The organism is Pantoea sp. DY-5, assembly GCF_019795955.1.
GTDB classification, from domain to species: Bacteria; Pseudomonadota; Gammaproteobacteria; order Enterobacterales; family Enterobacteriaceae; genus Pantoea; species Pantoea leporis.
The window spans coordinates 246,704-272,972 of sequence record NZ_JAIMIE010000002.1 but is presented as its reverse complement, the minus strand read 5'-3'; the positions used below and the strand labels follow the sequence as shown (position 1 = coordinate 272,972).

Sequence of the window (26,269 nt, the reverse complement as noted above, 5' to 3'; positions counted from 1 at the left end):
GTTGTTTCTCCAGATCAATGAGTATGAGGATGAGGGATTTTCGCCGTTTGCGGTCGGTTACCGCTGGCGGCGAGCAGCAGAACCACAATGGCCGAAAGCGCCAGCAGTCCAGCCACGAAATAGAGGCCCCACGTATAGCTGCCGGTTTGCTGGCGGATTACGCCAATCATCATCGGGCCGACAAAGCCGCCAAGGTTGCCGATGGAATTGATGGTGGCGATGCCCGCCGCCGCCGCCGGGCCGCTCAGGAATAAGGTCGGCATGCTCCACAGCGGCGGTTTTGAGGCGCTGATGCCGACGGTGACCAGCGTCAGCGCGATAATCACGGTGAACAGCGTGCTGACGTTACCGGCATAAATCAGGCCAGCCGCCGCCAGCAAACAGGCACCAATCACATGCCAGCTGCGCTCTTTGGTGCGGTCGGAGTGACGCGCCCACAGGATCATGCCGATCACGCCGATCACCGCCGGGAAGGCATTAAGGAAGCCGATTTCCATCGAGGATGCGCCGAAGCTGCGGATGATCTGCGGCGACCAGATGCCGAGCGTGTACAAACCCGCTGACGTACCGAAGTAAACCAGCGCCAGCGCTAACACCCGTTTATCCATCAATCCGCGCCATGCGCTGCTGTGGCTATTTTTCACGGCGCGCGCCTGCTCTTCGGCCTGCATGGTGGTTTCCAGCCATGCACGCTCCTCATCGGTCAGCCATTTGGCTTTTGCCGGGCGGTCGGTGAGGTAAAACAGCACCACGATGCCGAACAGCAGCGCCGGAATCGCCTCCAGCACAAACATCCATTGCCAACCGGCAAAGCCCAGTAGGCCGTGCATCTCCAATAACGCAGCAGAAATTGGCGATCCCAGCGCGGTGGAAAGCGGCGCGGCAGCCATAAAGATGGCGGTGACCTGCGCCCGTTTCGCCGCCGGGAACCAGTAGCTGAGATAGAGTATGATGCCGGGGAAGAATCCGGCTTCCGCCACGCCCAGCAGAAAGCGCAGCACGTAAAAGCTGGTAGTGCCCTGCACAAAAGCCATGCAGCCGGAAACCAATCCCCAGGTGATCATGACGCGTGCAATCCAGATGCGGGCGCCGACTTTATGCAGAATTAAATTCGACGGCACTTCAAACAGAAAATAACCAAGGAAAAAGATCCCGGCACCAAAGCCAAATACCGTGGGCGAGAAACCTAAATCCTGATTCATGGTTAATGCAGCAAAACCAATATTGACGCGATCGAGAAAAGCGATGAAGTAGAGCAGCATGATGAAGGGCACAATGCGTAACGTCACTTTACGCATCACCCTTTTTTCGAGGTGAGAGTTCATATTAAAGTGCTCCAGATTGTGTAGGGTGGTGTTATTTTTTTGTAATCGAGTTCAGTATGCAGTTTTGCTTTGGCTTATCATCAGATGTGGATTATATAAACTATTTGCATAATCAACGGGTGAGGGGAATGTGGATATAAATCAATTGCGTTGCTTTGTTGCGGTGGGTAAAGAACTGCATTTTGGCCGCGCCGCACAAAAGATGGAAATGATGCCTGCGTCACTTTCTCGCTTCATTCGTTTACTGGAAGAGGACCTTGGCGTGCGTCTGTTAAATCGATCGACGCGTAATGTTTCATTAACCGCCGAAGGCGCGCTCTTTTTTGACGATGCCAGTAAATTAATCGATCAATTTGATGTACTGGCTAAACGTTTTAAAGTGGGATTAAAAGATGAACGTCGCACATTACGTATTGGCGCAATTGATAGTGCCGCGCGTGGATTAGTTCCGGCATTACTTAATTTATTTGTGCCGCTGCATCCGCACAGCGATATTCATATTATTGAAGACAAAACCATTAATTTAATTCCGAAATTAAAGTCGGGCTGGCTGGATATGATTTTTATTCGCGAGCCGCAAAGTATTGATGCGTCATTGGCGGTGCGCTTTATTACCCGCGAAAGCTGCGTGCTGGCGGTGCCGATTCAGCATGTGCTGGCGCAGCGCGCACGGGTGGCGGTGGCTGATTTTCAACACGAAGCGATGATCATTCCAGACCGGCGCACACGCCCGCACAGTCACGATCTCACCATGAGTCTGTTTAAACAGGCGGGATTCACGCCGCACATCGCCCAGTTTGCCGAAGAGAAGCAAACCATTCTAAGCCTGGTTTCTGCCGGGCTGGGATTAGCGGTAGTGCCCGCTTCGTATCGCACCATGAACAGCGACAGCGTCAGCTATATCGCGCTGGATCTGCCGGAAGAGATTAAAGGTTTGCCGCTGAGTATTGCCTGGCGGAAGGGCAACGAAGATAGTTTTCTACTGGATATGCTGGGTTTGCTGCATGAGCATCAGCGTGAGCTGACGGCGAAATTATAGCCTCATCCAGCCGGTGGCTAATTCCCACGACTCTCTCTATGATGAAAACTTTCCCGCGCCAATGTCGGGAACGATCAATGAGTTAGGGAAAAATCGCGCGATGACCATTTTAAACGACCTGGATTTGCGGCAGCTGGAAGCCTTCTCGGCAGTGATCTCTGCCGGTAGCGTCACGGCGGCGGCGAAGGCGCTCAATCGCTCGCAACCGGCGGTGTCGCGTTTGATTCAGGAACTGGAACAATCGCTGGGTTATCCGCTGTTTATCCGCAACGGTCCGCGCATTCACCCTTCGGAAGAGGCGTTACAACTGCATCAATACGTGCAGAAAGCGCTGCTCTCGCTGCAGCAGATTCGCCTGCGCGCGCAGGAGATCGCCCATCAGCAACATCGCCCGCTGAGCATTGCCGCCACGCCTGCACTGGCGGCGGGTTTGCTGCCGCAGGCGCTGGCCGCGCTCAATTTGCAGAACAAAGTGCAGATCATCAGCGAATCGGCGGTGCAGACGGCGCATGCGGTGATCACCGCCGAAGCCGATCTCGGTTTATGCAGTTTGCCGCTGGAGCATCACGCGGTAGAGCTGCACTGGATTGGACAGTCGCAGTGCGTAGTAGCTTTGCCGGAGAATGACGAGCTGGCGGCACAATCTCAGCTGTCGTTGAGCAGCCTGGCGGGACGCCGTTTGATTGCGCCGTGGAGCCCGCAGCGGCTGCGCGGACGCTACGAAAAAGCGCTGAAAAAGGTCAAAACGCCGCTGCACGAAACCATCGAAACCAACTCTTCCGCCAATATTCTTGGCTGCGTGCGCGCCGGGCTGGGCGTGGCGATTCTCGAACCGGTCACCGGTTGGGGCATGCCGCTCGCCGGTGTGGCGATCCGTCCAATTGAGGAGGATATTCCCTACTACTTTGGCGTGATCACGCCGCAGGGAAGACAGATTTCAGCTGCCGCGCAGGCGCTGGTTGAGGCGTTAGCCAGCGCGGCCGCCGATTTGCTGCCGGGTTTTGAGCGTCTGCCCGCCAGCGAGCATCCGCGTATTATGCGGTTGATTAATCAGGATTAAAATTAGTGCGGTTATTAGCAAGGTCGCCATGAATGGCGACCCTACGCACGTTCGCAAAACCCGCTTATAACATTTCTGGCATAAGATATAAGAAATCCATTGGTCAAAAGCTGAGCGCGATTATTGACTCTGTTTTAGGGCAAGAGGATTATGCGAAGCCTTAGCTCTTACTATGTGATTTAGTGATTATTAACCGTTAACTATGTGTTATCAGGATAATGGAAATGCATAGTCACTAACGCGCTTTGGTGGTTTCGTCCGCACTCTGGCCGCCGCTTATTTCTGGGAAAACGTGTATGACTTATGCCGCCGATGGCCTTGCCGCGCTGGAAGCTCAGCTTCAGCAGGATCTGGAATATCTTGAACTGCCCGCTAAATCCTGGGTGCCCGAGCGCACGCAGGATGGCGCACCCGTGCGTGACGTGGTGGTGATCGGCGCGGGCATGTGCGGGCTGGCGGCGGTGGCGAAATTGCAGTTCAGCGGCATCAGCAATGTGGTGGCGTATGACGCCGCACCCGCCGGGCTGGAAGGTCCGTGGGTGACCTTTGCGCGCATGGAAACGCTGCGTTCACCGAAATCCCTGCACGGCCCGGCGCTCGGTATGGCGCAACTGACGTTCCGCGCGTGGTTCACCGCGCAGTGGGGCAAAGAAGCCTGGCAAGCGCTGGATAAAATTCCCAAAGCGCAGTGGATGGATTACCTGATTTGGTATCGCAAGGTGCTGAATCTGCCGGTGCGCAACAAAGTGCGCGTCACCCATATTGGCTTTGCTGGCGATCTGATTGCGCTCGATGTTAGCGGTGCCGAAACCGGCCGCATTTACACGCGCCGTTTGGTGCTGGCCACCGGACGTTCTGGTCTTGGCGGCTTCGCCGTGCCGGAATTCCTGCAAGGTATTAGCCGCCAGTTCTGGGCGCACTCCGCCGACGACATTGATTTCTCAGCCCTAAAAGGCAAACGCATCGCGGTGATTGGCGCGGGCGCATCGTCGATGGATAACGCCGCCACCGCGCTGGAAAACGGCGCGGGCGCGGTGGATCTGCTGATTCGTCGTAAGCAGATGCCGCGCATCAACAAAATGACCGGCATCGGCAGTCAGGGCGTGGTGCACGGCATGCATCAGCTGCCGGACGCGTGGAAGTGGAAGTTTGTCGATTACACCGCCACCACGCAAACGCCGCCACCGCGCTCCTCGACGCTGCGCGTATCGCGTCATGCCAATGCTCGCTTCTTGCTAGATTGCGGCATCAAAGCGGTTAAGCAAGAGGCCGATGGGCTGCTGATCGAAACCACGCAAGGCGCGCTGCGCTACGACTACCTCATTGCGGCCACCGGCTTTAGCAACGATTTCCACGACCGCCCGGAGTTTGCCGCGCTCGCGCCACATATCCGCAGCTGGCGCGACGGACGTTATCAGCCCGAAATGGGCGCGCCGCGAGCCAATCTGCTGGAAGCGCCGGATCTCGGCCCCGCCTTTGAATTCCGCGAACTGACACCAGGCGCATGCCCGCTGTTGGCGCACATTCACTGCTTCAACGATGCCGCGATGCTGACGCACGGCAAAGTCTCCGGCGATATCCCGGCGGTGAGCGCCGGTGCCGATCGTCTGGTGCGCGGCATTACCGCTTCGCTGTTTGCCGAAGACGTCGAGCAGCATTACGCCAACTTACAGGCTTTTGACACCCCTGAATTGCAGGGCGATGAATGGGTGGATTCTACGCCCTTACTCAACCAGGAGAACGCGCAGTGAGTGACGCAATTGATCGCGCAGTCGGTTTAAACGCTGAAGATGCGCTGTACGGCACGCGCCGCCTGCGCCCGGAATTTGTTGACGGCGCGGAGCAGTGCCGCATCTCGGTGCTGGCACCCAACGACGATCAGGATTTAGCGCCGGATGTACGTTTTGCGCTGGCGCAGCGCATGGCGCAGCTGAATAACGATGCCGCGCTGCAACAGGATTATCAGACGCAGCTGGCGGCGTTGCAGCCGTCAGAGGCGCTGCTGGCGATGGCGGCAGGCGCCACCGAGCTGCCAGAACCGCTGGCGACCATCGCGCGCCACGCCGATCTCGTCACCCAGCAGCCAATGCACGCCACCGAGCAGCACATCCGCCTGCTGGAGCAAGCCGGATTGACTCATCCACAGATTGTGGCGCTCTCCGAGCTGATTGCTTTTATTAACTTCCAGACGCGCGTCGCGGCCGGATTACGCTTGTTGAGGTCTGCATGATTCCGTCGGTTAATCTCAAGCCGCTGCACTGGCATCCGTATATCGCGCCGGTTGAGGTAGAAGAGGCCACGCCCGCGCAGCTCGATGCGATGAAAGTGACGCCATCGAATAAGAAGATCTCCGAATATGTGCGCACGTTAGCGCACGATCCCGACAGCTACGTGGCGCGTACCGTGCTGTTCAACGCCATTATGTATGTCGATGGCGGGCTGGATCGCGCGGATCGTGAACTCGGCGCGCTGGGCGCGTCGATCGTTAACGGCTGCAAATATTGCGCGGTGGTGCATGCGCGTCGCCATGCGCAGCTGGCGGAGAGCGATGCGGTAGTGAGCGCCATCTACTTTGATCGTGCGGATGTGCTCGGCGAGCGTGATGCGGCGATCTACCGTTTTGCCCGCCGCCTGTCGGTGACGCCGTCAGAAGCCAGCGTCGAAGATATGGCGGCACTGCGCGCGGTCGGCATGAACGATCAGGAGATTATCGATCTGATCCACGCCATCGCCATTTTTGGCTGGGCCAACCGTCTGATGCATGTGCTTGGCCATGCTGACCTGCACAAATAAGGGCTGCTGCATGTTAGAACTCAACGATATTACGCTCTCTTACGGCAGCACGCCGATTCTGAAAGGTGTCGATCTGTCGGTGAAACGCGGCGATGTGGTGTCGATCATCGGGCCAAGCGGCACCGGCAAAACCACGCTGCTGCGCTGCATTAACTATCTGGCGAAACCGGCGTCGGGCACCATTCAGCTCGATCAGATCCGCATGGATTATCAGGCACCGGATAAAGCGGCGATCCAGGCGATCCGCCTGCGCACCGCGATGGTGTTCCAGCAGTTCAACGTGTTCAAAAACATGACGGTGCTGGAAAACGTGATGGATCCGCTGATCGTCATTCAACGCAAAAGCAAGCAGCAAGCGCGCGATATCGCCGTGCAGGAGCTGGAGCGCGTGGGTTTGGGCGCCAAACTCGATCACTATCCATCGCAGCTTTCCGGCGGCCAGCTGCAGCGTACCGGCATCGCCCGCGCGCTGGCGGTGCGCCCTGATGTGATGCTGTTTGATGAACCGACCTCATCGCTCGATCCGGAGCTGGTGGGCGAGGTGCTGAAAGTGATTAAAGATGTGGCGTCTTCCGGCATTACCTCGCTGCTGGTGACGCACGAAATGCAGTTCGCCAAAAGTATCTCGAACCGCATCGTCTTTATGGATCAGGGCGTGGTGGCCGCGCAGGGCAGCCCGACTGAGATGTTTGATAATCCAACCCTGCCGCGACTTGCTCAGTTCCTCAATTCAGAACGCGTATTCTAATAATTAAAGGAATCAACGACATGCCTGCAATCAAAACCACATTACGTCGCCTGGCCGCGCCTGGCATCATCGCGCTGGCGCTCATCAGCGGTAACAGCTTCGCCGACGCGGTGCGCACCATCAAAATTGCTACCGCAGCGGAATCTAAACCATTGTCGTGGGGCGCGATTGGTCACGAGCCGCAGGGCTATGAGCCGGATGTGCTGAAAGCCATCAACGCCAAACTGCCGCAGTACAAATTTGTGATGGAAGGTGCGGCGGATATCGCCCAGGAAACCGGCCTCGCCACCGGCAAATATGACATGGCGACCGGCGGTTATTACAAAGCGCCAACGCGCAGCAAACAGTTCCTGATCCCGGATGCGCCGATCGGTGCCAGCCTGATGAAGATCTACAGCCGCAGCGATAGCACCATCAACAGCATGAAAGATCTGGTCGGCAAGAAGATTGTGCCGGTTACTGCAGGCGGCGGCGTGTACAAATTCGTGACGCAGTGGCAGCAGGACAACCCGAACGACAAAGTTGAGATCAAAGCTTCGAGCGCTGGCGTGCCTTATCCGGATCGTCTGAAAGAGGTGCAGCGTGGCAAATATGATGCGCTGATCCTGCCTTCGAACCTCGGCGAGCAAACGGTGATCGACAACCAGAAACTGGCGATCAAAGCCAGCGAGCCGGTTGCCATCAACAACACTTACGTGCTGATTCACCGTTCTGCCGAGAACCAGGCGCTGAACGATGACATCAACAAAACGCTGCAACAGCTGAAAGCGGACGGCACGCTGGATAAGCTGGCGCAGAAGTGGTTTGGCGAAGACGTCACGAAGTACATGAAGTAAGAGATTCACCGTGCTCGATGATGCGTTGAAAAGGGCGGGCCGAAGGCCGCCCCTACGCCGCATTCACCGGCTCTTTTTTAGCAGGAGTGTTTCACTGTGAATCTGACTTCGATGATTCCCGAGCTGCTCTCGGCGCTGCCGTTGACGCTTGGCATAATGTTTGTCGCGATGATCGTCGGGTTCTTCCTGGCGCTGATCGCCACCGTGTTCCGCGTGCGCCGCATCCCGGTTATCAGCCAGTTTGTGGATTTGTACGTCTCATACGCGCGCAGCGTGCCGGTGGTGCTGCAGCTGTTTGTCGCGTTTTATGGCTTGCCGCTGGTGGCCGAGCAGTTTGGCTTCAGCGATTTTGTCACCGCCAACATCGCGGCGATGATTGGCCTGAGCCTGTATCACGGCGGTTATCTGTCGGAAGTGATGCGCCCGGCGTTTCTCGCCGTGGAGAGCGGCCAGCATGACGCCGCCGACAGCATGGGCTACAGCTTCCGCCAGAAAATGCTGCGTATTGTCGGTCCGCAAGCGGTGCACTATGCGCTGCCGGGTTACGGCAATGCGATTATCTATCTGATTCATAACGTGGCGCTGGTGATGTACATCGGTGCGGCGGATGTGATGGCGACTGCGCATCTGATCATGGAACGCGACTACAACCAATATCAGTTCGGCACTTATCTGGTGCTGGCGGTGCTCTATTCGCTGCTGTGCGGCGTGGCCTGGCTGATTATCCGTTTCTTCGAACAACGTCACGCGAAGTACAGCTCGAAAACTGCTGCACGCGTCAAATTCACCAGCGTCTGATAAGGGAGAGAAACCATGTTTGATCTTGAGGTTTTACTGCCGGACTTCTGGAGCATTCTCGATGCGGTGCCGGTGACGCTGCTGATGGCGGTGACGGTGTTTATCTGTTCAACGCTGCTCGGCGGGCTGTTTGCCTTTGTTGAACATCGCCGCCTTCCGGTGCTGCGCCAGTTGGTGATCGCCTACAAAATTGCCTTTAAAGGCGTACCGATGGTGGTGGTGATTTTCCTCGCCTATTACGGTTTGCCGCCGGCGCTGGATTTCGTCGCCACGCTGATTGGCGTGAAAGTGAATGCGCACTCGCTGCCGAACTGGGTGATCATCATCGTTGCCCTAAGCGCCTGTGTTGCAGCGTTTCAGGCGGAAGTGTGGAAGGGCGCGCTCAACTCCTTTGATAGCGGACAATCGGATGCGGCGCTGTCGCTCGGTTACAGCGGCGGCCAGCTGTTCCGCCGCGTGATGTTCCCGCAGATTATCGTGGCGGCGATTCCCGATCTGGCGAACGCCTTTATGGTGATCATGAAAGCGCTGTCGCTGGCGTTTGCCATCGAAGTGGTGGATATCTTCGCCCAGGCGCAACTGACCGCGGCGCTGAATTTCTACTACCTCGAAGCCTTCCTGGTGGCGGTGGTGTTTTACATGGTGATTGCCTATGTGGTGACCAAGATCGCCGATAAGATTGAGGCGAGATTGCGGGTACGGACCTGACCAAATCCGCGCGATAAATCGCGCCGCTACGATCAAGTGCGCCCAACCGTAGCGGCGCACTTTATTGTGCAAAGAAGCCACCGCCAAATCACTTTCATTCTGCAAGTTACTTGCAAAATGAAAGTCACTCTGCAACAGTATCCGCCATCAAACCGATGCGGGATAGCTAACCTTGAAAAACCAAACGCTCCACAACATGCCTTGTCCCATCGCGCGCAGCCTTGGGCGCATTGGCGATGGCTGGAGCATACTGATTATGCGCGATGCGCTGGCCGGTTTTACGCGCTTCGATGAGTTCCAGAAAAGCAGCGGTGTAGCGCCCAACATATTGTCGCGGCGGCTGAAAGAGCTGGTGGACGATGGCTTGCTGGAGAAGGTGTGTTACAGCACCAGACCGGCGCGCTTCGAATATCACCTGACGGCCGTCGGTCGCGATTTTCGCGACGTAATTCTGGCGCTCACCGAGTGGGGCAGCACGCATTTCTCGCCGGAAGGTCGCCAGATGCAGCTGGTGGAAAGCGCTACGCAGCGTCCGGTGAAGATGCAGCTGGTCGATAGCGAAAACGGCCAGCCGCTGACGCTGGATAACTATCAGATGGTGCCCGGCCCGGCAGCGGAGCCGATGATGCACTATCGCCATGATTATCTGCAGAAAAAACGCGCTGGAGATAACACCCAGAAATTTGCGCCGCCGCCGCTGCACCAGCCGCAGTCATAACGCTAACGCGCAAGTAAGCATCCGCAGATTAAGGAATGAAAAATGAAACGAATTGTCATTACCGGCATGGGGCTGGTATCGCCGCTGGGCTGCGGCACGGAAGCGGTTTGGCAGTCGCTGCTGGCGGGAAAATCGGGCATCAGCGCCTTGCCGCCGGAGATGGTGCAGGATATCACCTGCAAAGTGGCGGGACAGGTGCCGACGCTAGAGCAGGATCCCCAGCACGGTTTTAATCCCGACGGGATTATCGCCGCCAAAGATCGCAAGAAAATGGATCGCTTTATCGAGTTCGCGCTGGTGGCAGCGCATGAAGCGCTGACGCAAGCCAACTGGTTCCCGCAGGACAGTGCGCAACAGCAGCGCACCGCCACGGTGATCGCCACCGGCATCGGCGGCTTTAACGAAATCGCCAACGCGGTTGAAACCACCGCCGAGCGTGGGCCGCGTCGCTTGTCGCCGTTTACCATTCCTTCGTTTCTCGCCAATCTGGCTGCCGGACACGTTTCGATTGCACATGGTTTTCGTGGGCCAATTGGCGCGCCGGTGACGGCGTGCGCGGCGGGTGCCCAGGCGATTGGCGATGCAGCACGGCTAATTCGCAGCGGCGAAGCGGATATTGCGCTGTGCGGCGGCACCGAAGCGGCGATCCATCGCGTGAGCCTGGCCGGATTTGCCGCAGCGAAAGCGATGTCGGGCGGCTTTAACGATCGTCCAGAGCAGGCTTCGCGTCCGTTTGATCGCGACCGCGACGGTTTTGTGATGGGTGAGGGCGCGGGATTGCTGGTGATTGAATCGCTGGAACATGCGGAGGCGCGCGGCGCGACACCGCTGGCGGAGCTGGTGGGTTACGGCACCAGCGCGGACGCTTACCATCTCACCGCCGGTCCGGAAAATGGTGAAGGGGCACGCCGGGCGATGGAAACCGCGCTGGCACAGGCAGGCATTACCGCGGGCGAGGTGCAGCATATCAATGCACATGCTACGTCGACGCCGGTCGGCGACAAGGGCGAACTGGCAGCAATTAGTTCGCTGTTTGCTGGCAGCGAGGTGGCGATCACCTCCACCAAATCGGCCACCGGACATCTGCTTGGTGCGGCGGGTGGTGTGGAAGCGATCTTCTCGATTCTGGCGCTGCGCGATCAGGTTACTCCGCCGACGCTCAATCTGCAGCATCCGGATGAAGCGGCCGTTGGGCTGAATCTGGTGGCGCTGAAACCACAGCCGACGGCGATGACCTATGCGCTATCCAACGGTTTTGGCTTTGGCGGCGTGAATGCCAGTTTGTTGTTTAAAGCCTGGCAATAGGTTTCCTATAATGGGGCCAATGATAGCGCGCAGGAATCGCCCCTTTGAGCACTGAAATTGCAACCCAGCAGCTGGCGGAAGAGCTCCGTCAGCTGGTTAGTCACTTCGTTCGTAACGTGCGCGTCAGCACCGCGACCGTGCGCACCTCGCAATATGAAACCTTAGATCTGCTCGATAGCCACGACGCGCTCTCCATCGCCGATCTTGCGCGGCTGCGCGGCGTGAAACATCAAAGTATGCGTTTGGTGGTAAATGAGCTGGAGGCGCAAGGTTTGGTGCTGCGGCAAAAAAGCGCGCAGGACGCACGGGCGCAGGTGATCGTGCTGAGCGATCAGGCACGCGCTGCGTTGGCGGCCGCACGTCAACAGCGTGCCGAGTGGATTGCTGCGCGCATCGATGCAACGCTCGACCAGCAGGATCGCGACGATCTGCAAAAAGGGCTGGCTGCATTACGCAAACTGCTTTAGCTGCGTCATTACTGCCGCCAGCGTGTTCATGCCCCAATGCTCCGCGTATTTTCCCTTTTCAATTCGCACCATATCGATCACCGCGATCGTTACCGCTAAACCGGTGGGCGCGATGCCCATCAGCGATCCGCTGTGGACGCCGGTTATGATTTTGCGCGTGGTGACCCAATCGCGCTCGGCGATTTGATCTTCAATGTGCACCTGAAGATGGGAGAAAGCGGGACGCAGGATCTGATCGAAGGTGTGCCAAAGACTTTCGCGATCGCTGGGCGCGCCGGCTGGCGCTGATCGGTTAATGAAGTTTTCGCCGACAAGTTGATTGAAAGCCTGACGATCGCCTTCGGCAATCACCTGCTGATTGAAACGACGTACAACGGCTTTGTTTTGTTCTGACATGGTGAGTCTCCGCTGAATATGTACAGTTTAACTGTATATATTTAACGGCAAGTTGGGATGGAGAGTTTGCCAGGTTGTGCGGTGAGATTAACGTGAAAAGGTCGCCATGAATGGCGACCTTACGACGGCGCAATGTGCGCATTTATGCGCACTGCGTAAAACTCAGCGCTTACCCAGCGCTTCCCACAATCCCAGCAGATAGGTGGTGCCCAGCGCGCGATCGTACAAGCCGTAGCCTGGACGGCCGGTTTCGCCCCAGATAAAGCGGCCGTGATCAGAACGGATGTAGCCATCGAAACCGTTGTCATGCATCGACTGCAGCACTTTATACATATCCAGCGAACCGTATTCGGTTGGGTGTGCGCACTCGTAGAAATCTTTATCCTGAATGATCTTGATGTTACGCACATGCGCGAACGGGATGCGTTTGCGGCGCGAGAACTCGGCCAGAATGGCGTACACATCATTATTCGGATCTTCGGCAATCGATCCGGTACATAGCGTGATGCCGTTAGCCTCGGAATCGACCACGTTACAGATCCAGTCGAGATCGTCGCGGTTCTTCACCACGCGCGGCAGGCCGAAGATCGAATACGGTGGATCGTCCGGATGAATCGCCATCTTGACGCCCACTTCTTCGCACACCGGGATCACCGCTTTCAGGAAGTAAGCGAGGTTTTCACGCAGTTTCGCGTCATCAACATCTTTGTATTGGGCAAACAGATCCTGCACTTTTGCCAGACGTTCCGGTTCCCAGCCCGGCAGGGCGAAACCATTGGCGTTGCCCAGCACTTCCTGCACCACCTCGTCGAGGCTCTTATCAATGCCTTTCTTCTCAAACGCCATGGTGAGCGAGCCGTCTGGCAGCACGTAGTTCATGTCGGTCTTCATCCAGTCGAACACCGGCATGAAGTTGTAGCAAATCACCTTCACGCCGACCTCGGCCAGGTTGCGGATGCTCTGCTTATAATTTTCGATATAGCGATCGCGGCTCGGCAGACCGATTTTGATGTCATCGTGAATGTTGACGCTTTCGATCACTTCCACGGTTAGCCCGGCGGCATGAACCTGCTCAACCAGCGCGTTAATCTTCTCTTTCGGCCAGGTTTCGCCCACCGGTACGTCGTACAGCGCGCCCACAACGCCGCGCACGCCCGGCACCTGACGAATATATTCCAGCGAAACTTTATCTTCTTTCGGACCAAACCAACGCATTGTCAGTTGCATAATGTCATCCACCGTTATCGTGTATGTGATAACTGATAAACTACCATTCTAGTAAACATCATGACAGCGCGGTGCGGTGAATAAGCCTTGATCCGCGTCACAGAACACAATTTTTGCATTAGTGATGCAGCACAATTTCACTGAAATGCTCTTTGTATTTAAATAATTCCAAATCAGATCGCAGACCCAATTTGCGCAGCGCAGTCTGTTTTTGCCCGCTGATGGTTTTACGGCTTCGTGCATACTTGCCTGCGATCTGCGTGATGCTCAACCCATCCAGATAGCAGCGGATCACTTCGATCTCACGTGGGCTCAGCTCACGCATTAACGACGTAATGTCATCACACATCTCGCGCGGTAGCAGATAATCGTGCATCTCCTTATCGCTCTCTTTGAACTTATCCATCTCTAGCAGCATGTCTGCGGTGAGGAAACGTTTGTTGCGGCATACCTGATGCAGCGCTTTGATCAGCACTTCCTGATCTTCGCTTTTACCGACAAAACCATGCACGCCGGCTTTCAACAATAGCTGCACAATCGCCGGTTTTTCGACGGCGGAGGAGACGAGAATTTTAAGCTGCGGATAGCGCATTCGTAGCTGCTTCACCATCTGCAAGCCATCCAGCTCATCATCGCCAAGGATATAATCCAGCACTAACACGTCGACGGCATTGCGCTGCAGGAAAGTCATCAACTGCTGGCGCTGTGCGAAAGTGCCAACCAACTCCAGCTCGGGCTCTTGCGCTAATCGATACTGTATCGCTTTGCCAATAAGTGGGTGATCATCTAATACGGCAACTTGCCAAATGGTGCTATCTTTCATGGGTTTACCTCATCAATGGGGTGTTTTCGAGTGCGTTTTGGAACAGCTTTTCCAACTCAGCGACAGCAGCGATCACGGCTGGCAATTGCTGCTCTAAGCATGCTCCATCTTGTTGTTCTGCTGCTTGTTCCGCCGCAAGACAACTGCGTTGCAGTGCATCGGCGTGCAGCAATTTTGCGCTGCCAAGCAGTTGATGTGCCGCGTGGCGCGCGCTGGCGAAATTCATCTCCTCAACGGCCTGCTGCAGCTGTGCGAGATCGCGCGCGTTTTGCTGCTGGGCTGTTGTCACCAGATCGTGCCAGGCTTGCGGATCGTTGGCTGCCAGGTTTTCCAGTGTGAGTAAGGCGTCAGAACGTATCTGGCTGGTCGGCGCACCGGTTACCACTTTAAGCAGCTGCGTGCGCTCCAGTGGTTTAAACAGACAACCATTCATGCCCGCCTGCGTCGCAAGTTGTGCGACACGCTCTTCCGCCATCGCCGTCAGGCCGTAGATCGGCACCGCGCGGCGATTGAGTAATTTCTCTTCGATGCGCAACTGGCGGGTAAATTCGAAACCATCCATGCCAGGCATATTGCAATCGGTAATCACGCGATCAATCTCATGTTCACGCCACAGCGCCAGCGCCGCTTCGCCGCCTTCCGCAACCAGCACATGATGTCCGGCGTAGCGCAACTGTTGTGCCAGCAACAGACGATTGGTGGCGTTATCGTCAACAATCAGCATACGTAACGAAATCTGCGCCAGTGCTTCCAGCGGTGGATGTTCGCTTTCTGCTTCAAACGCAGTGGCAGGTTGGGCGGTAAAGCGCAGCATAAATACGCTTCCGACATCGGGCTCGCTCTCAACGTGCAGTTCAGTTTCCAGCATCACCGCCAGGCGACGACAAATATTGAGACCCAGCCCAGTGCCGCTAACACGATTGGTGTTTTGTTCAACCTGAATAAAGGGCTCAAATATCGCTTTTTGCTGTTCGGGCGTCAGGCCAATGCCGCTGTCACACACTTCCAGCACGTATTCGGGTTTGCTGGTATTTGCCTGATACAGCGCCACCTCAATTTCACCCTGCGCGGTAAACTTAATGGCGTTACTCACCAAATTGGCGAGAATTTGCTTCAACGCCACCGGATCAAACAGCACGCAGTCCTGATCGATATCCAGCATGACATTGAGCGACAACCCTTTATTTAGTGCTACCTGACGGAATAGCGCTTCGGTGTCATAAACCACATCGCTCAGTGACATCGGCATGTGGCGAATGCTGAAATGACCGGATTCGATTTTCGCCAGGTCGAGAATATCGCCGACCAGCGAGAGCAGTGAACGGGAGGATTCCCACGCCAGATCGATATTCTTCTGACGCTGAGATTCGTCGCTTTGACCTAAATGCTCAATTTCCAAAAGCCCAATCAGCGCCGCCAGCGGCGTGCGGATTTCGTGGCTCATATGCGAAAGGAAAGTGCTTTTTGCCTCGCTGGAGCGCAGTGCGGCACGTTTTGCTTTGCGTACATCTTCCAGCAACGTTTCGATGGTGTGCAGCTGGTTGCTCATTTCGCGCTCATGCTGGCGCTGCTTCGCCAGCGACGATTTCAGCAAGTGGTTGCGCCACAGGAAAAACAGCAGGCAAATGCCGGCCACCGCAGCAATACGCAGCACGTAACTGCGATAGCTCTGCCAGGACGTACTGGTGGCGGGAGGCGTGTACTTGATCCAACGTTCCATTAGCGATTGCATGGTCGGCTGTGGAATATCGTACAGCGCTTTATTTAGGATTGAGAGCAAATGCTCATCCGTTGCGTTGGTCGCCATAGCCATACGGAACATCGGCAATGGCGCAACGAACGCCACTTTAAAGCGGTCATTAAAGTGGTTATTCAGCAAATATTGCGCTGATTCGTAGGGCACGATAAAGCCGTCAACCTGCTTCTCCTGGAGCTGTCCGAGGGAGTCGAGCGAAACGGCATTTTCATTAAAATCGATGGTTGGCCAGCGGCGACGCAGATCAAAGCGATAATAAGAACGCTCGTAGATGCCGATGCGTTTCCCTGCCATTTCCTCGAAACTGCGCCAGTTACTGTCGCTGCGGGTCATCACCACCCAAGGCGAATAAATGTACGAACGTGTGTACTTGATGTGTTTACTCTGCTGTGAAGCCGCATCACTCACCACGATGAGTGCATCTCGCTGGTTCACCAGAGCATCGCGCATATTGCTCAAGCCACGCATGGGATTGTAATGAAAACGAATACCGGTGCGTTGCGAGATGAGATTTAACAAATCAACGCTTAATCCGGCAACACGCTGTTTGCCATCCAGGAAGGTGAAAGGTAGATGTGCAGGATCGTAATTCACCGTGATATCGCGGTGACCAGCCAGCCATTTAGCCTCAGCTTCGCTAAGGTCCAATGGATGATTCTTCACCACCGACCGGTAATCAAGCCCCCATGCTTCGGCAATTTGTACGGCGTTACGTAGCGGGATATTTTTAAGGATTTCATTAATGGCGGTGATCAGCGAATCATTGTCCGCGCGGGTGGCAAAGCGCGCATCCACATCATTCATGTAAGTCGTGCTATGCCCTTCAATAATGTTCTGCAAGCCGCGCTGCGACAAATAGCGTTGCGTGGCAGAGTTGCTCCAGAACACCGTGTCCTCATTGAAAGCGGTGTCAGTATAGGCCCAGAGTGGCGGTGTGGCGGGCGCTAAAGTCGCTTCGGGATAGCGTTTATGGAGCAGCGCTTTGAGTTCGTCGTCACCGTAGTACATCAGGCGATAGCGGCTGTCATTTAGCTGACGATCAAATTTTGCCTGGCGGCGGCTAATCAACACGCTTTGCGCCAGCGAATAGGGAATACTCAGTGCCAGTTTGGTTTCGTGATTAGCAGCCTGCGGGTAGTAAGGAATTAAATCGACTTGATTGTTATTGAGCGCGTTCACCAGATCGAGACGGGTGTTATAGCGTTTAACTTCGACCGGGCGGTTCAGCGTTTTCGCGATGATGGCCAGATAGTCGGCGGACAGACCTTCAAAGGTCTCTTCTTCAAATTCAACCGAATAGGGCGGTAACGTGTGGCTCCATATACCGACGCGCAGCACGGGATGACGTTTTAGCCACTGCTGGCTCTCTTCATTCAGCGTCACTTCAGGGGAAACCAGACCATAACGCGGCGTGAAATTTAAAGGGGAGGCACTCCAGGCGGAGAAACAGAAGCCCATAAGGAAGATCATGTTTAGAATGCGTTTACCCACGAACCCGTTCTCAATTTTAATCCTGCATCTTGCACTGCGACGCGGCGGTGCAACCTACTGGCACGCCTTTGCTGCGCCAGGTGACAACTCACAGCGGCACGAACCTAAACAGTAATTAAATAGCAACTAAGGAATTTCTTATAAATAGCGACTGTACTTACTAAAGACGGGCACTTAAGTAAGTTTAGTCGGCTGTTTTGACAGGAAACTTTCGACGTTACTCCTGAAGTTTCTCCAATTTGCCGCTGCTAATCGGCTTTTCATTGGTTTTATTTACAGAAATTTCCTGGTAGGCAAAATAGTGCTTATTTCCTCTCCTTCAGCCAACCATGTCAGAAGAAGCGCTGCGTCAGCAGATTCATAACCTGAAAAAGCACAATGCGCGTTTAAAGCGTATAGCGCATGACGCGCGTAACAAGCTGAGTGCAGCGCTGGACGGAACCGGTCTTTGTTTATGGCAGCTGGATATTCCCAGCGGCAAGCTGGTGATTTTTAACCGACGATGGGGAGCGATGCTCGGTTTTCAGCCGAAAGAGACCAAAGCGCAGTTCGATGTATGGCGCGATTGCCTGCATCCGGATGACGCTGATGAAGTGCTGAAAGCCTTTTACGATCACATCGAAGGGCGTGCGCCTTACTACGAAGCGCTGCACCGCATGCTGGGCAAAAACGACAATATCAAATGGGTACTGGATCGTGGACGCGTTACCGAATGGGACGCAGCGGGCAATCCGATCAAAGTCACCGGCACGCACATCGATATGACCAAAGAGAAGCAGTACGAAGCGCAGCTCTCATCGCTGGCGCATCACGATCCGCTTACCGGACTGACCAATCGCCATGCGCTAAATACGCAGTTCAGCAAGATGAAAGCGCTGGGGCCGTTGTGCGTGGCGTTTATCGATCTCGATAACTTCAAACACGTCAACGATACGCTGGGACATCGCAGTGGTGATGAGGTGTTGGTTCAGCTGAGCCAGCGCATTATCGACGTGGTGCCACCAAATGTAGTGATTGGCCGACTCGGCGGCGATGAGTTTGTGCTGCTGATGCCGTTCCTGATCGACTATCCGAAAGTGCGCATTATGATGCAGGCAGTGCTGGATGCCGCGCTGACACCGTTTGATATTGATAACGGCCACGCGCAGATTGGTGCGTCAATTGGTATTACGCAAGTGCAGGAGCGTGACAGCTTTGATGAGGCGCTGACACGAGCCGATGAGGCGATGTATCAGATTAAGAAGAATGGTAAGCAGGGGTTTGGGTTGGCGGGGTAAACCGTAGGGTCGCCATTTATGGCGACCGTTTCACATATTGCGCATTTGGTCGCCATAAATGGCGATCCTACAGTGCGCATTAATCAATCCGCCAGCAAATGCCCATACATGGTCATCAACCTGCGGGTCACACCATTAGTCCAGCCGAAGCCGTCCTGCAGCGGATACTCACCGCCGCCACCCGGACGGGCGCGATCGCCGCTGATGTCATACTTCTCCACCAGCTTATGATGCAGTGAATAGAAATTATTTACCGTATTCAGCCAGTTAACGGCAATTTCTGTCGCCAGCGTCTCTTCACCGTAGTGATTCAAACCGACCACCGCCATCCACTGCAACGGCGCCCAGGCATTGGGTTTATCCCATTGTTCGCCGCTCTCCACCATCGAGGTTAACAAGCCGCCTTGCGTCAGTAACAGATGGCGCAACGCCACGGCCTGCAAGTGCGCCTGCTCAGGCGAGGCGAGGCCAAGGAACAGCGGCACCACCGCAGCGGCAGTGAATGCGCCAAAGCGTTCGCGGCGCCAGTCGTAATCGCGGTACACCCCGGCGGTGTTATCCCACAGATAGCGATGAATCGCCTGCTTACGCGCATCGGCTTTTTTCTGCCATGCCAGCGCCGTCAGCTCTTCGCCTTTGGCGTGTGACAGCGTCGAAATCATCAGCTCCAGCTTGTAGAGGAAAGCATTGAGATCGATCGGAATAAATTGCGTGGTGCGGATACTCGCCAGGCGCTGCGGATCGCGCAGCCAGCGGGAAGAGTAATCCCAGCCCGATGCGGCACCGGCACGCAGATCGCGATAAACCTCGCTGGCCGGACGACCCGATTTCTTCGCGGTTTCGATATCTTCCAGCCACGACTCATCGCGCGGCGTGTCGCGATCGTCCCAATAACGGTTCAGCAGCGAACCATCTGGCATGCGCACCACATGGCGATAAGCCTGATGCGGCATCAGCTCGCCCGCGCCATCCATCCAGAACTGGTACTCTTTCATCAGCTGATCGAGATAGCGTTTCGCACCGCGAATGCCATCCTCTTCAAACAGTTCAACCATCAGCGCAAACACCGGCGGCTGCGAGCGGCTGAGGTAGTAAGTACGGTTGCCGTTCGGCACGTGGCCGTAGTTATCAATCAGCCAGGCAAAGTTATCCGCCATATGACGCAGCAGATCGTCGCGGCCTGCATCGGCGAGGCCGAGCATGCTGAAGTAGGAATCCCAGTAATAGGTTTCTCCAAATCGGCCGCCGGGCACCACGTAAGGTTTCGGCAACGGCAGCAGCGATGAGTGCGCTAAATGTTGCTGCGGCATTTTGGTTAACACCGGCCACAGATCATCAATATGTTCGGTTAAGGTTTTATCTGGATTGGAAACATAGAAACTCTCATTCACCTGAGGTGAATAAAAATGTTCGTGCACGAATGCTTCCAGATCAAAATCCGCTGCGCGTTTACGACGACGAAAACGGATTAAAATATCCAGCGGATCGAATTTTGGTGCGCAGTCCGGAAACGTTTTGCTGTCGGCAAATATGTGCGACGTCTGCACCTGCTCAAACAGTTCCATGTAGCGATCGGCAGGCGTCAGCGCATCCGGCGCGGGCAAACCTTCAATCAGCTCGGGTTCCGGCTCTGAATCCTGCATACCTTCGCGAACGAACTCGTGAGGATTATATTGATACTCCAGTTCAGCATCAGCGCGTCGATCCTCGAAAGCGTTATATTGCTGTTGGTTAGTATTAATAGCAGCCTCCTGGTAAATTCTTGAATGCGTAAAGAACAAATTATAGAGCTCTGAACGGGCGAAACAACAATGCGATTTATCTATGAACGTAATAAATCATGTCGATGGATCCGGTGTTTTTATGATTTTTCAGCGATTACAACGCACTATATTTCAGGAAATGAAAGCGGCTTTTAGGATGGATGTTTAAATAGCTGCACAGAATTATCTGTATTTAAGAAAATCGCTAAAATTTGCGCGGAAAAGCGTGGGATGACTTGATCAATTGATGGCAAACGCAGCGGTGATTGACCAGGTCGGCATAAATGCCGACCTGGTCAACCTTACTTCTGCAACGCTGCCTTAATCACGTCCGCGTACGGCGTGGTTGGGCGGCCAATCAGTTTGCTCAGCGTATGGCTATCATCGAACAAACCGCCTTTTTCGGCACCGGCATCGGAATCCGCCAGCATCTCAGACAAGCCATCTGGCAAACCGGCACCTTTCAGCGCGGCGGCAAATTCGGCTTGTGGCAGATTGATATAATCCACTTGCTCGCCAGACTGTTTAGCAATCTCGGCGCTGAACTGCGCCAGTGTGTAGCTGTCATCGCCAGCCAGTTCATACACTTTGCCCGCTTGATCGTCACGGCTAATCACTTCGGCCGCTGCCGCCGCATAGTCAATGCGCGCCGCGGAAGCGATGCGACCTTCGCCGACCGCACCAATAAAGGCATGATGCGCCAGCGCGGGCGCAATACTCGCCGCGTAGTTTTCGGTGTACCAGCCGTTACGCAGCAGCGCGAAAGGAATGCCCGAGGCTTTCAGCTGGGCTTCAGTCGCACGATGCTCAACGCCTAAACCCAACGGCGAGGTATCGGCATGCAGTAAGCTGGTGTAGGCGATAAAGCCAACGCCGGCGGCTTTAGCCGCATCGATCGCCGCCTTGTGCTGCACTTCACGCTGGCCGACTTCACTGGAAGAGATCAGCAGCAGTTTATCGACACCGGCAAAGGCGCTTTGCAGCGTTTCCGGTTGGCTGTAATCCGCCGCTCGCAGCGTTACGCCCAGCGCCTGCAGATCGGCCGCTTTCTCGGGCGAACGCACCGCCGCAATGATTTCGCTAGCCGGCACTTTTTTCAATAACGCATTAATCACCAGACGGCCCAGTTGGCCTGTGGCACCTGTAATCGCAATCATGTTGTTCTCCTGTTGAACTGGTATGAAAACAGCCTAAGCGATAAACTAACTTTTAGTAAGTACTTACAGATTGGTTAGTTTGGAGAAGCTGAGTTAAATGTCTGAAAAGTTGAGTGAAAAATTTACGCGCGGTGAGTTGCTGAACGTGAATTGCCCGTCACGCGACGTGTTGAAGCGCATTACCAGCCGCTGGAGCGTACTGATTTTGCTGGCGCTGCGCGAAGAAACCCTGCGTTTTAGCGAGCTGCGCCGCAAGATTGGTGGCGTCAGCGAACGTATGCTGGCGCAGACGCTGCGCCATATGGAAGAGGATGGTTTTGTTGAACGCATTGCCTATGACGTGGTGCCACCGCACGTTGAGTATCGTTTAACGTCGTTAGGCCGCGAAGTGGAAGGGCAGGTGACCGGACTGGCGGATTGGCTGGAGAGCAATGTGCATCGGATTTTGAAGGCGCATTGAGAAGGGCCGCCATTTATGGCGACCGCCGCACCCTCAAGCGCGTAAATACTTCTCAAACCAACCCAGCGTGCGGCTCCACGCTAATTCGGCGGCGGCTTTGTCATAACGCGGCGTCGAATCATTGTGGAAGCCATGATTCACACCGGGATAAACATAGCCTTCATAGATTTTGTGATTGGCTTTCAACGCCTCTTCATAGGCTGGCCAACCTTCGTTGATGCCTTTATCCAGCGCGGCGTAGTGCAGCAACAGCGGCGCTTTGATGCGCGGCACATCTTCCGCTTTAGGCTGACGGCCGTAGAACGGTACCGCGCAGGCCAAATCAGGAAACGCGACGGCCGCCGCATTGGCTACGCCGCCGCCGTAGCAGAAGCCGGTGATACCCACTTTGCCGGTGCCCTCTTCGTGGTGCATCAGGAAATCAATCGCGGCGAAGAAGTCATTCATCAACTTGGTGGGGTCGACTTTGGCCTGCATCACTTTGCCTTCATCATCATTCCCCGGATAACCGCCCAGCGAGCTCAAACCATCGGGTGCCAGCGCGATGTAACCGGCTTTCGCTACCCGTCGTGCCACATCTTCGATATAGGGATTGAGGCCACGATTCTCGTGCACCACTACCACCGCAGGCACTTTGCCGGATGCATTGGCCGGTCGCACCAGATAGCCGCGCACCTCGCCGTGACCTTGTGGTGACGGATAGTGAATGTATTCCGGTTTGATCGCTGGATCGGTAAATTCCACCTGCTGCGCCAGCGCATAATTGGGGCTCATGGCGCTGAGCAGCGTGGCGCCGGTCATGCCAGCGATGGTGAATTTCGCCGCCATCGCAATAAATTCACGTTTGCTGATTTTGCCGTGGGCGTAGTAATCGTAAAGCTCGAGCAGTTCCTGAGGGAAATCCTGTGCAGTAAGACGGGCCATAACCTCTCCTTCGCTGTTTAACTGGTTGATTACTGCTCTAAAAAAGCACAGCTTGTCGCCGCTGGCAAATACCATGCCGCAGTAGGTTAACGTCACTGCGTTTACATCACCTGTTTAATAAACAGCAGAAATATATCTTTTTGTTCTAAAAATATTAGCTTTTAATTAACAATCCTGATCATCCTGCGCTGTCCGGAAATATTTACATGCTCAACGTATTTACCGTAAATAACGCCATTTTTCTTCGCACTAAAAAATAAATAAATGAAGTGCTTACCTGATAAGCACAGCGGGAATAGGCGGAAAACAATAACAATATTGTCACAATGAATGAGGGTGATTAACCTTAACGTCGTGATTTTTAAAGTATTAGTTTCTGCTGAAAACAATGATCGAAATCAAAAAACACTGTTATAGTTTTACCGACTTCCCCTGTATCTTTTTGTTCGCACCACTTCCTTTTACATTGGCGCGACATTTCTTTAAGCACGGCGAAATAACCGCTGCGCTCTGCTTGTTAATTATAAGTAAAAATTCGGTGTAATTTGTGGCAATGAGGTAAGCAATGTTTGGATTAGACGCCTTTCATCTGGCCAGGATTCAGTTCGCATTTACTGTTTCCTTCCATATTATCTTTCCAGCCATCACCATCGGTCTCGCCAGTTTCCTGGCGGTGCTTGAAGGGATGTGGCTGAAAACCCGTAACGAGACCTATCGCGATCTCTACCATTTCTGGTCGAAAGCGTTTGCCGTTAACTTCGGCATGGGCGTGGTATCCGGATTGGTGATGGCGTACCAGTTCGGTACTAACTGGAGCGGTTTCTCGCAGTTTGCTGGCAGTATCACCGGCCCGCTGCTCACCTATGAAGTGTTAACCGCCTTCTTCCTTGAAGCGGGCTTCCTTGGCGTGATGCTGTTTGGCTGGAACCGCGTCGGTCCGGGCTTGCACTTCTTTGCAACCTGCATGGTCGCGCTCGGCACCATCTTCTCCACCTTCTGGATTCTGGCGTCAAACAGCTGGATGCATACGCCGCAGGGCTACATCATCCAGAACGGCATCGTGGTACCGGAAGATTGGCTGAAAATTATCTTCAACCCCTCGTTCCCTTATCGCTTGTTCCACATGTCGGTCGGTGCCTTCCTGGCCAGCGCCTTCTTTGTTGGCGCGTCGGGCGCATGGCATTTGCTGCGCGGTAACGACAATCCAGCGATTCGTAAAATGTTCTCGATGGCGCTGTGGATGGCGCTGATCGTCGCACCGATTCAGGCGATGATCGGTGATGCGCACGGCCTGAACACCCTTGAGCATCAGCCTGCGAAAATCGCGGCAATTGAAGGACACTGGGAAAACAAGCCGGGTGAAGCCACGCCGCTGATTCTGTTCGGTGTGCCGGATATGGAGCAGGAGCGCACCAAGTACGCGCTGGAAATCCCGTACCTCGGCAGCCTGATTCTGACGCACAGCCTGGAGAAGCAAATCCCTGCGCTGAAGAGCTTCCCGAAAGAGGACCGTCCAAACTCCACCATTATCTTCTGGTCATTCCGCGTGATGGTGGCGCTGGGCCTGCTGATGATTACGCTCGGCGTGGTGTCTTTGTGGCTGCGTTTCAAAGGCCGTTTGTATCACTCGCGTCCGTTCCTGTGGTTCACGCTGCTGATGGGGCCATCGGGTTTGATCGCCATTCTGGCCGGTTGGTTTACCACCGAGATTGGGCGTCAGCCGTGGGTGGTATATGGAGTGCAGCGCACCATTGATGCGGTCTCGGCGCATGGCGATATGCACATGAGCATCAGCCTGCTGGCGTTCATTCTGGTCTACTCGTCGGTGTTTGGTGTCGGTTACCTCTACATGATGCGTCTGATCAAAGAGGGTCCGGTGACCGGCGAAGGTAAAGAGGTTGATCACGGTGGCCCGGGTCAGCATCACACGCCAGCGCGTCCGTTGTCGGCGGCCAAAACCCATAGCGAAAAGAGTGGGGAGCACTAAGATGATCGACTTTTCAATTATCTGGTTTGCCATCATCGTGTTTGGCACCTTGATGTACATCGTGATGGATGGTTTCGATCTCGGCATTGGCCTGCTGTTACCGTTCAATAAAGATCCCATCGAACGCGACATGATGGTTAATACCGTTGCCCCGGTTTGGGATGGCAACGAAACCTGGCTGGTGCTGGGCGGCGCGGCGCTGTATGGCGCGTTCCCACTGGCCTACTCGGTGCTGCTGGATGCGCTGTCGATTCCTTTGACGGCGATGCTGATTGGCCTGATCTTCCGTGGCGTCGCGTTTGAGTTCCGCTTTAAAGCCACGCTAGAACACCGTGCGTTCTGGGATAAGTCATTCATCGCCGGTTCACTGCTGGCCACCTTCAGTCAGGGCGTGGCCGTGGGCGCGATCCTGAATGGTTTCCCGGTGGTGGGCCGTGAATATGCGGGTTCAGCGATGAGCTGGTTAGCGCCGTTCCCGCTGTTCTGCGGCGTCGGTCTGGTCATCGCCTATGCACTGCTGGGTTGTACCTGGCTGATCATGAAAACCGAACACGATCTGCACCGTAAGATGTCTGCGCTGGCGACGCCGCTGACGCTGACGTTGCTGCTGGTGGTGGGCATTATCAGTATCTGGACGCCGCTGACGCACGCGGATATCGCGCAGCGCTGGTTCTCGCGTCCGAACCTGTTCTGGTTCCTGCCGGTTCCGGTACTGGTGGTGCTGTGTTCGTGGGGGATTGTGCGCGCCATCAAACGTGAAGCGCATTACTCGCCGTTCATCCTGACATTGGCGCTGATTTTCCTTGGCTTCTCGGGCCTCGGTATCAGCATCTGGCCGAACATCATTCCACCGTCGATCACCATTTGGCAGGCGGCGTCTCCGGCGAGCAGTCAGGCGTTTATGCTGGTGGGCGGCTTGCTGATTATTCCGGTCATTCTGGGTTACACCTTCTGGAGTTACTACGTGTTCCGCGGAAAAATCAAAGCCGACGAAGGATACCATTGATATGAAAACCGAGGTCAGCAACATGAAAACTCACTCTGAAACTAAGATTCCGTGGTGGAAGCAGGTGATGTGGCTGGTAATCATTTACGGCGCAAGCGTGCTGGCACTTGGTGTGGTGGCATCACTGTTTCGTATGATGATGACGGCAGCGGGCATGCGTTCGCATTGAGTTCCGGCATTGACAGAACCCGCTGATATCCCCGTA

At 55.1% G+C, this 26,269-nt stretch carries 25 protein-coding genes; 17 read left to right on the top strand and 8 right to left on the bottom strand.

All coding sequences use genetic code 11. From position 1 onward, the window contains the following. Window positions 1–14: 14 nt before the first annotated feature. Complete coding sequence (locus K5Y30_RS09380) at window positions 15–1,325, bottom strand: MFS transporter (RefSeq protein WP_222185480.1); 1,311 nt, start codon at window positions 1,323–1,325, stop codon at window positions 15–17. Window positions 1,326–1,455: 130 nt separating this feature from the next. Here K5Y30_RS09380 and K5Y30_RS09375 point away from each other — a divergent pair, with 130 nt between their 5' ends. The 12 genes from K5Y30_RS09375 (at window position 1,456) to K5Y30_RS09320 (ending at window position 11,797) form a co-directional block, all read left to right on the top strand. Beyond that, on the top strand, window positions 1,456–2,364 hold the full coding sequence (locus tag K5Y30_RS09375; protein WP_222211147.1) for a LysR family transcriptional regulator: 909 nt from the start codon (window positions 1,456–1,458) through the stop codon (window positions 2,362–2,364). Between the two features lie 100 nt (window positions 2,365–2,464). After that, on the top strand, window positions 2,465–3,424 hold the full coding sequence (locus tag K5Y30_RS09370) for a LysR family transcriptional regulator (protein ID WP_222211145.1): 960 nt from the start codon (window positions 2,465–2,467) through the stop codon (window positions 3,422–3,424). A 296-nt stretch (window positions 3,425–3,720) separates the two neighbouring features. After that, window positions 3,721–5,175, top strand: a complete 1,455-nt coding sequence (locus K5Y30_RS09365; RefSeq protein WP_222211143.1) for an NAD(P)-binding domain-containing protein — start codon at window positions 3,721–3,723, stop codon at window positions 5,173–5,175. After that, a complete protein-coding gene (locus K5Y30_RS09360) occupies window positions 5,172–5,654 on the top strand; it encodes a hypothetical protein (protein ID WP_222211141.1) in 483 nt (160 codons plus the stop codon). Before K5Y30_RS09365 ends, K5Y30_RS09360 begins: the two co-directional genes overlap by 4 nt. After that, complete coding sequence (locus K5Y30_RS09355; protein ID WP_137386449.1) at window positions 5,651–6,217, top strand: peroxidase-related enzyme; 567 nt, start codon at window positions 5,651–5,653, stop codon at window positions 6,215–6,217. Before K5Y30_RS09360 ends, K5Y30_RS09355 begins: the two co-directional genes overlap by 4 nt. A gap of 10 nt (window positions 6,218–6,227) precedes the next feature. Beyond that, entirely contained in the window at window positions 6,228–6,965 is a 738-nt protein-coding gene (locus tag K5Y30_RS09350; RefSeq protein WP_222211139.1) for an amino acid ABC transporter ATP-binding protein, read from the top strand. A gap of 20 nt (window positions 6,966–6,985) precedes the next feature. Continuing rightward, window positions 6,986–7,801, top strand: coding sequence for a transporter substrate-binding domain-containing protein (locus K5Y30_RS09345; RefSeq protein WP_101761871.1), 816 nt, complete (start codon window positions 6,986–6,988; stop codon window positions 7,799–7,801). A 111-nt stretch (window positions 7,802–7,912) separates the two neighbouring features. Beyond that, complete coding sequence (locus K5Y30_RS09340) at window positions 7,913–8,599, top strand: amino acid ABC transporter permease (protein ID WP_154155525.1); 687 nt, start codon at window positions 7,913–7,915, stop codon at window positions 8,597–8,599. 15 nt (window positions 8,600–8,614) lie between these two features. Continuing rightward, complete coding sequence (locus tag K5Y30_RS09335) at window positions 8,615–9,307, top strand: amino acid ABC transporter permease (protein ID WP_217549359.1); 693 nt, start codon at window positions 8,615–8,617, stop codon at window positions 9,305–9,307. Between the two features lie 172 nt (window positions 9,308–9,479). Continuing rightward, entirely contained in the window at window positions 9,480–10,025 is a 546-nt protein-coding gene (locus tag K5Y30_RS09330; protein WP_222211137.1) for a helix-turn-helix domain-containing protein, read from the top strand. A gap of 42 nt (window positions 10,026–10,067) precedes the next feature. Next, on the top strand, window positions 10,068–11,330 hold the full coding sequence (gene fabF, locus K5Y30_RS09325) for a beta-ketoacyl-ACP synthase II (protein ID WP_222211135.1): 1,263 nt from the start codon (window positions 10,068–10,070) through the stop codon (window positions 11,328–11,330). 44 nt (window positions 11,331–11,374) lie between these two features. After that, entirely contained in the window at window positions 11,375–11,797 is a 423-nt protein-coding gene (locus K5Y30_RS09320) for a MarR family winged helix-turn-helix transcriptional regulator (RefSeq protein ID WP_222211133.1), read from the top strand. Here K5Y30_RS09320 and K5Y30_RS09315 read toward each other — a convergent pair. The 4 genes from K5Y30_RS09315 to K5Y30_RS09300 form a co-directional block, all read right to left on the bottom strand. Then, on the bottom strand, window positions 11,780–12,193 hold the full coding sequence (locus tag K5Y30_RS09315; protein WP_222211131.1) for an ester cyclase: 414 nt from the start codon (window positions 12,191–12,193) through the stop codon (window positions 11,780–11,782). The genes K5Y30_RS09320 and K5Y30_RS09315 overlap by 18 nt on opposite strands. 162 nt (window positions 12,194–12,355) lie before the next feature. Next, window positions 12,356–13,420, bottom strand: coding sequence for a mannonate dehydratase (uxuA, locus tag K5Y30_RS09310; RefSeq protein ID WP_222185490.1), 1,065 nt, complete (start codon window positions 13,418–13,420; stop codon window positions 12,356–12,358). Window positions 13,421–13,538: 118 nt separating this feature from the next. Further along, a complete protein-coding gene (locus tag K5Y30_RS09305; protein ID WP_222185491.1) occupies window positions 13,539–14,243 on the bottom strand; it encodes a response regulator transcription factor in 705 nt (234 codons plus the stop codon). A 4-nt stretch (window positions 14,244–14,247) separates the two neighbouring features. Then, complete coding sequence (locus K5Y30_RS09300; RefSeq protein WP_222185492.1) at window positions 14,248–17,490, bottom strand: transporter substrate-binding domain-containing protein; 3,243 nt, start codon at window positions 17,488–17,490, stop codon at window positions 14,248–14,250. Window positions 17,491–17,819: 329 nt separating this feature from the next. On the opposite strand from K5Y30_RS09300, the gene K5Y30_RS09295 reads away from it, so the two are divergent. Next, entirely contained in the window at window positions 17,820–18,767 is a 948-nt protein-coding gene (locus K5Y30_RS09295; RefSeq protein WP_222185493.1) for a sensor domain-containing diguanylate cyclase, read from the top strand. 83 nt (window positions 18,768–18,850) lie between these two features. Here K5Y30_RS09295 and treF read toward each other — a convergent pair whose 3' ends face one another. Both treF and K5Y30_RS09285 read right to left on the bottom strand, forming a co-directional pair. After that, window positions 18,851–20,509, bottom strand: coding sequence for an alpha,alpha-trehalase TreF (treF, locus tag K5Y30_RS09290; protein ID WP_222185607.1), 1,659 nt, complete (start codon window positions 20,507–20,509; stop codon window positions 18,851–18,853). Window positions 20,510–20,832: 323 nt separating this feature from the next. Beyond that, window positions 20,833–21,687 (bottom strand): SDR family oxidoreductase, encoded by an 855-nt coding sequence (locus tag K5Y30_RS09285; RefSeq protein WP_222185494.1) that lies wholly within the window; start codon window positions 21,685–21,687, stop codon window positions 20,833–20,835. A 97-nt stretch (window positions 21,688–21,784) separates the two neighbouring features. Here K5Y30_RS09285 and K5Y30_RS09280 point away from each other — a divergent pair, with 97 nt between their 5' ends. Continuing rightward, window positions 21,785–22,147 (top strand): helix-turn-helix domain-containing protein, encoded by a 363-nt coding sequence (locus K5Y30_RS09280; RefSeq protein WP_222185495.1) that lies wholly within the window; start codon window positions 21,785–21,787, stop codon window positions 22,145–22,147. A 33-nt stretch (window positions 22,148–22,180) separates the two neighbouring features. Here the strand turns inward: K5Y30_RS09280 and yghX are convergent, their stop codons facing one another. Further along, window positions 22,181–23,071, bottom strand: coding sequence for a YghX family hydrolase (gene yghX / locus K5Y30_RS09275; RefSeq protein ID WP_137386438.1), 891 nt, complete (start codon window positions 23,069–23,071; stop codon window positions 22,181–22,183). A gap of 565 nt (window positions 23,072–23,636) precedes the next feature. On the opposite strand from yghX, the gene K5Y30_RS09270 reads away from it, so the two are divergent. From K5Y30_RS09270 to K5Y30_RS09260, 3 genes are read left to right on the top strand one after another with little or no spacing between them, the layout of a single operon-like run. Further along, window positions 23,637–25,058: a cytochrome ubiquinol oxidase subunit I gene (locus K5Y30_RS09270; RefSeq protein WP_101761884.1), complete on the top strand. Its 1,422-nt coding sequence runs from the start codon at window positions 23,637–23,639 to the stop codon at window positions 25,056–25,058. A gap of 1 nt (window position 25,059) precedes the next feature. Beyond that, entirely contained in the window at window positions 25,060–26,064 is a 1,005-nt protein-coding gene (gene cydB / locus K5Y30_RS09265; RefSeq protein ID WP_064738586.1) for a cytochrome d ubiquinol oxidase subunit II, read from the top strand. 1 nt (window position 26,065) lies between these two features. Continuing rightward, on the top strand, window positions 26,066–26,233 hold the full coding sequence (locus K5Y30_RS09260) for a DUF2474 domain-containing protein (RefSeq protein WP_222211129.1): 168 nt from the start codon (window positions 26,066–26,068) through the stop codon (window positions 26,231–26,233). Window positions 26,234–26,269: the final 36 nt, after the last annotated feature.

Bases quoted from the DNA above. Each gene is read 5' to 3' on its own strand.
- K5Y30_RS09380 (WP_222185480.1), bottom strand. From the start codon at position 1,325: ATGAACTCTCACCTCGAAAAAAGGGTGATGCGTAAAGTGACGTTACGC.
- K5Y30_RS09370 (WP_222211145.1), top strand. From the start codon at position 2,465: ATGACCATTTTAAACGACCTGGATTTGCGGCAGCTGGAAGCCTTCTCG.
- K5Y30_RS09365 (WP_222211143.1), top strand. From the start codon at position 3,721: ATGACTTATGCCGCCGATGGCCTTGCCGCGCTGGAAGCTCAGCTTCAG.
- K5Y30_RS09355 (WP_137386449.1), top strand. From the start codon at position 5,651: ATGATTCCGTCGGTTAATCTCAAGCCGCTGCACTGGCATCCGTATATC.
- K5Y30_RS09350 (WP_222211139.1), top strand. From the start codon at position 6,228: ATGTTAGAACTCAACGATATTACGCTCTCTTACGGCAGCACGCCGATT.
- K5Y30_RS09345 (WP_101761871.1), top strand. From the start codon at position 6,986: ATGCCTGCAATCAAAACCACATTACGTCGCCTGGCCGCGCCTGGCATC.
- K5Y30_RS09340 (WP_154155525.1), top strand. From the start codon at position 7,913: ATGATTCCCGAGCTGCTCTCGGCGCTGCCGTTGACGCTTGGCATAATG.
- K5Y30_RS09335 (WP_217549359.1), top strand. From the start codon at position 8,615: ATGTTTGATCTTGAGGTTTTACTGCCGGACTTCTGGAGCATTCTCGAT.
- fabF (WP_222211135.1), top strand. From the start codon at position 10,068: ATGAAACGAATTGTCATTACCGGCATGGGGCTGGTATCGCCGCTGGGC.
- K5Y30_RS09315 (WP_222211131.1), bottom strand. From the start codon at position 12,193: ATGTCAGAACAAAACAAAGCCGTTGTACGTCGTTTCAATCAGCAGGTG.
- uxuA (WP_222185490.1), bottom strand. From the start codon at position 13,420: ATGCAACTGACAATGCGTTGGTTTGGTCCGAAAGAAGATAAAGTTTCG.
- K5Y30_RS09305 (WP_222185491.1), bottom strand. From the start codon at position 14,243: ATGAAAGATAGCACCATTTGGCAAGTTGCCGTATTAGATGATCACCCA.
- K5Y30_RS09295 (WP_222185493.1), top strand. From the start codon at position 17,820: ATGTCAGAAGAAGCGCTGCGTCAGCAGATTCATAACCTGAAAAAGCAC.
- K5Y30_RS09285 (WP_222185494.1), bottom strand. From the start codon at position 21,687: ATGATTGCGATTACAGGTGCCACAGGCCAACTGGGCCGTCTGGTGATT.
- K5Y30_RS09280 (WP_222185495.1), top strand. From the start codon at position 21,785: ATGTCTGAAAAGTTGAGTGAAAAATTTACGCGCGGTGAGTTGCTGAAC.
- yghX (WP_137386438.1), bottom strand. From the start codon at position 23,071: ATGGCCCGTCTTACTGCACAGGATTTCCCTCAGGAACTGCTCGAGCTT.
- K5Y30_RS09270 (WP_101761884.1), top strand. From the start codon at position 23,637: ATGTTTGGATTAGACGCCTTTCATCTGGCCAGGATTCAGTTCGCATTT.
- cydB (WP_064738586.1), top strand. From the start codon at position 25,060: ATGATCGACTTTTCAATTATCTGGTTTGCCATCATCGTGTTTGGCACC.
- K5Y30_RS09260 (WP_222211129.1), top strand. From the start codon at position 26,066: ATGAAAACCGAGGTCAGCAACATGAAAACTCACTCTGAAACTAAGATT.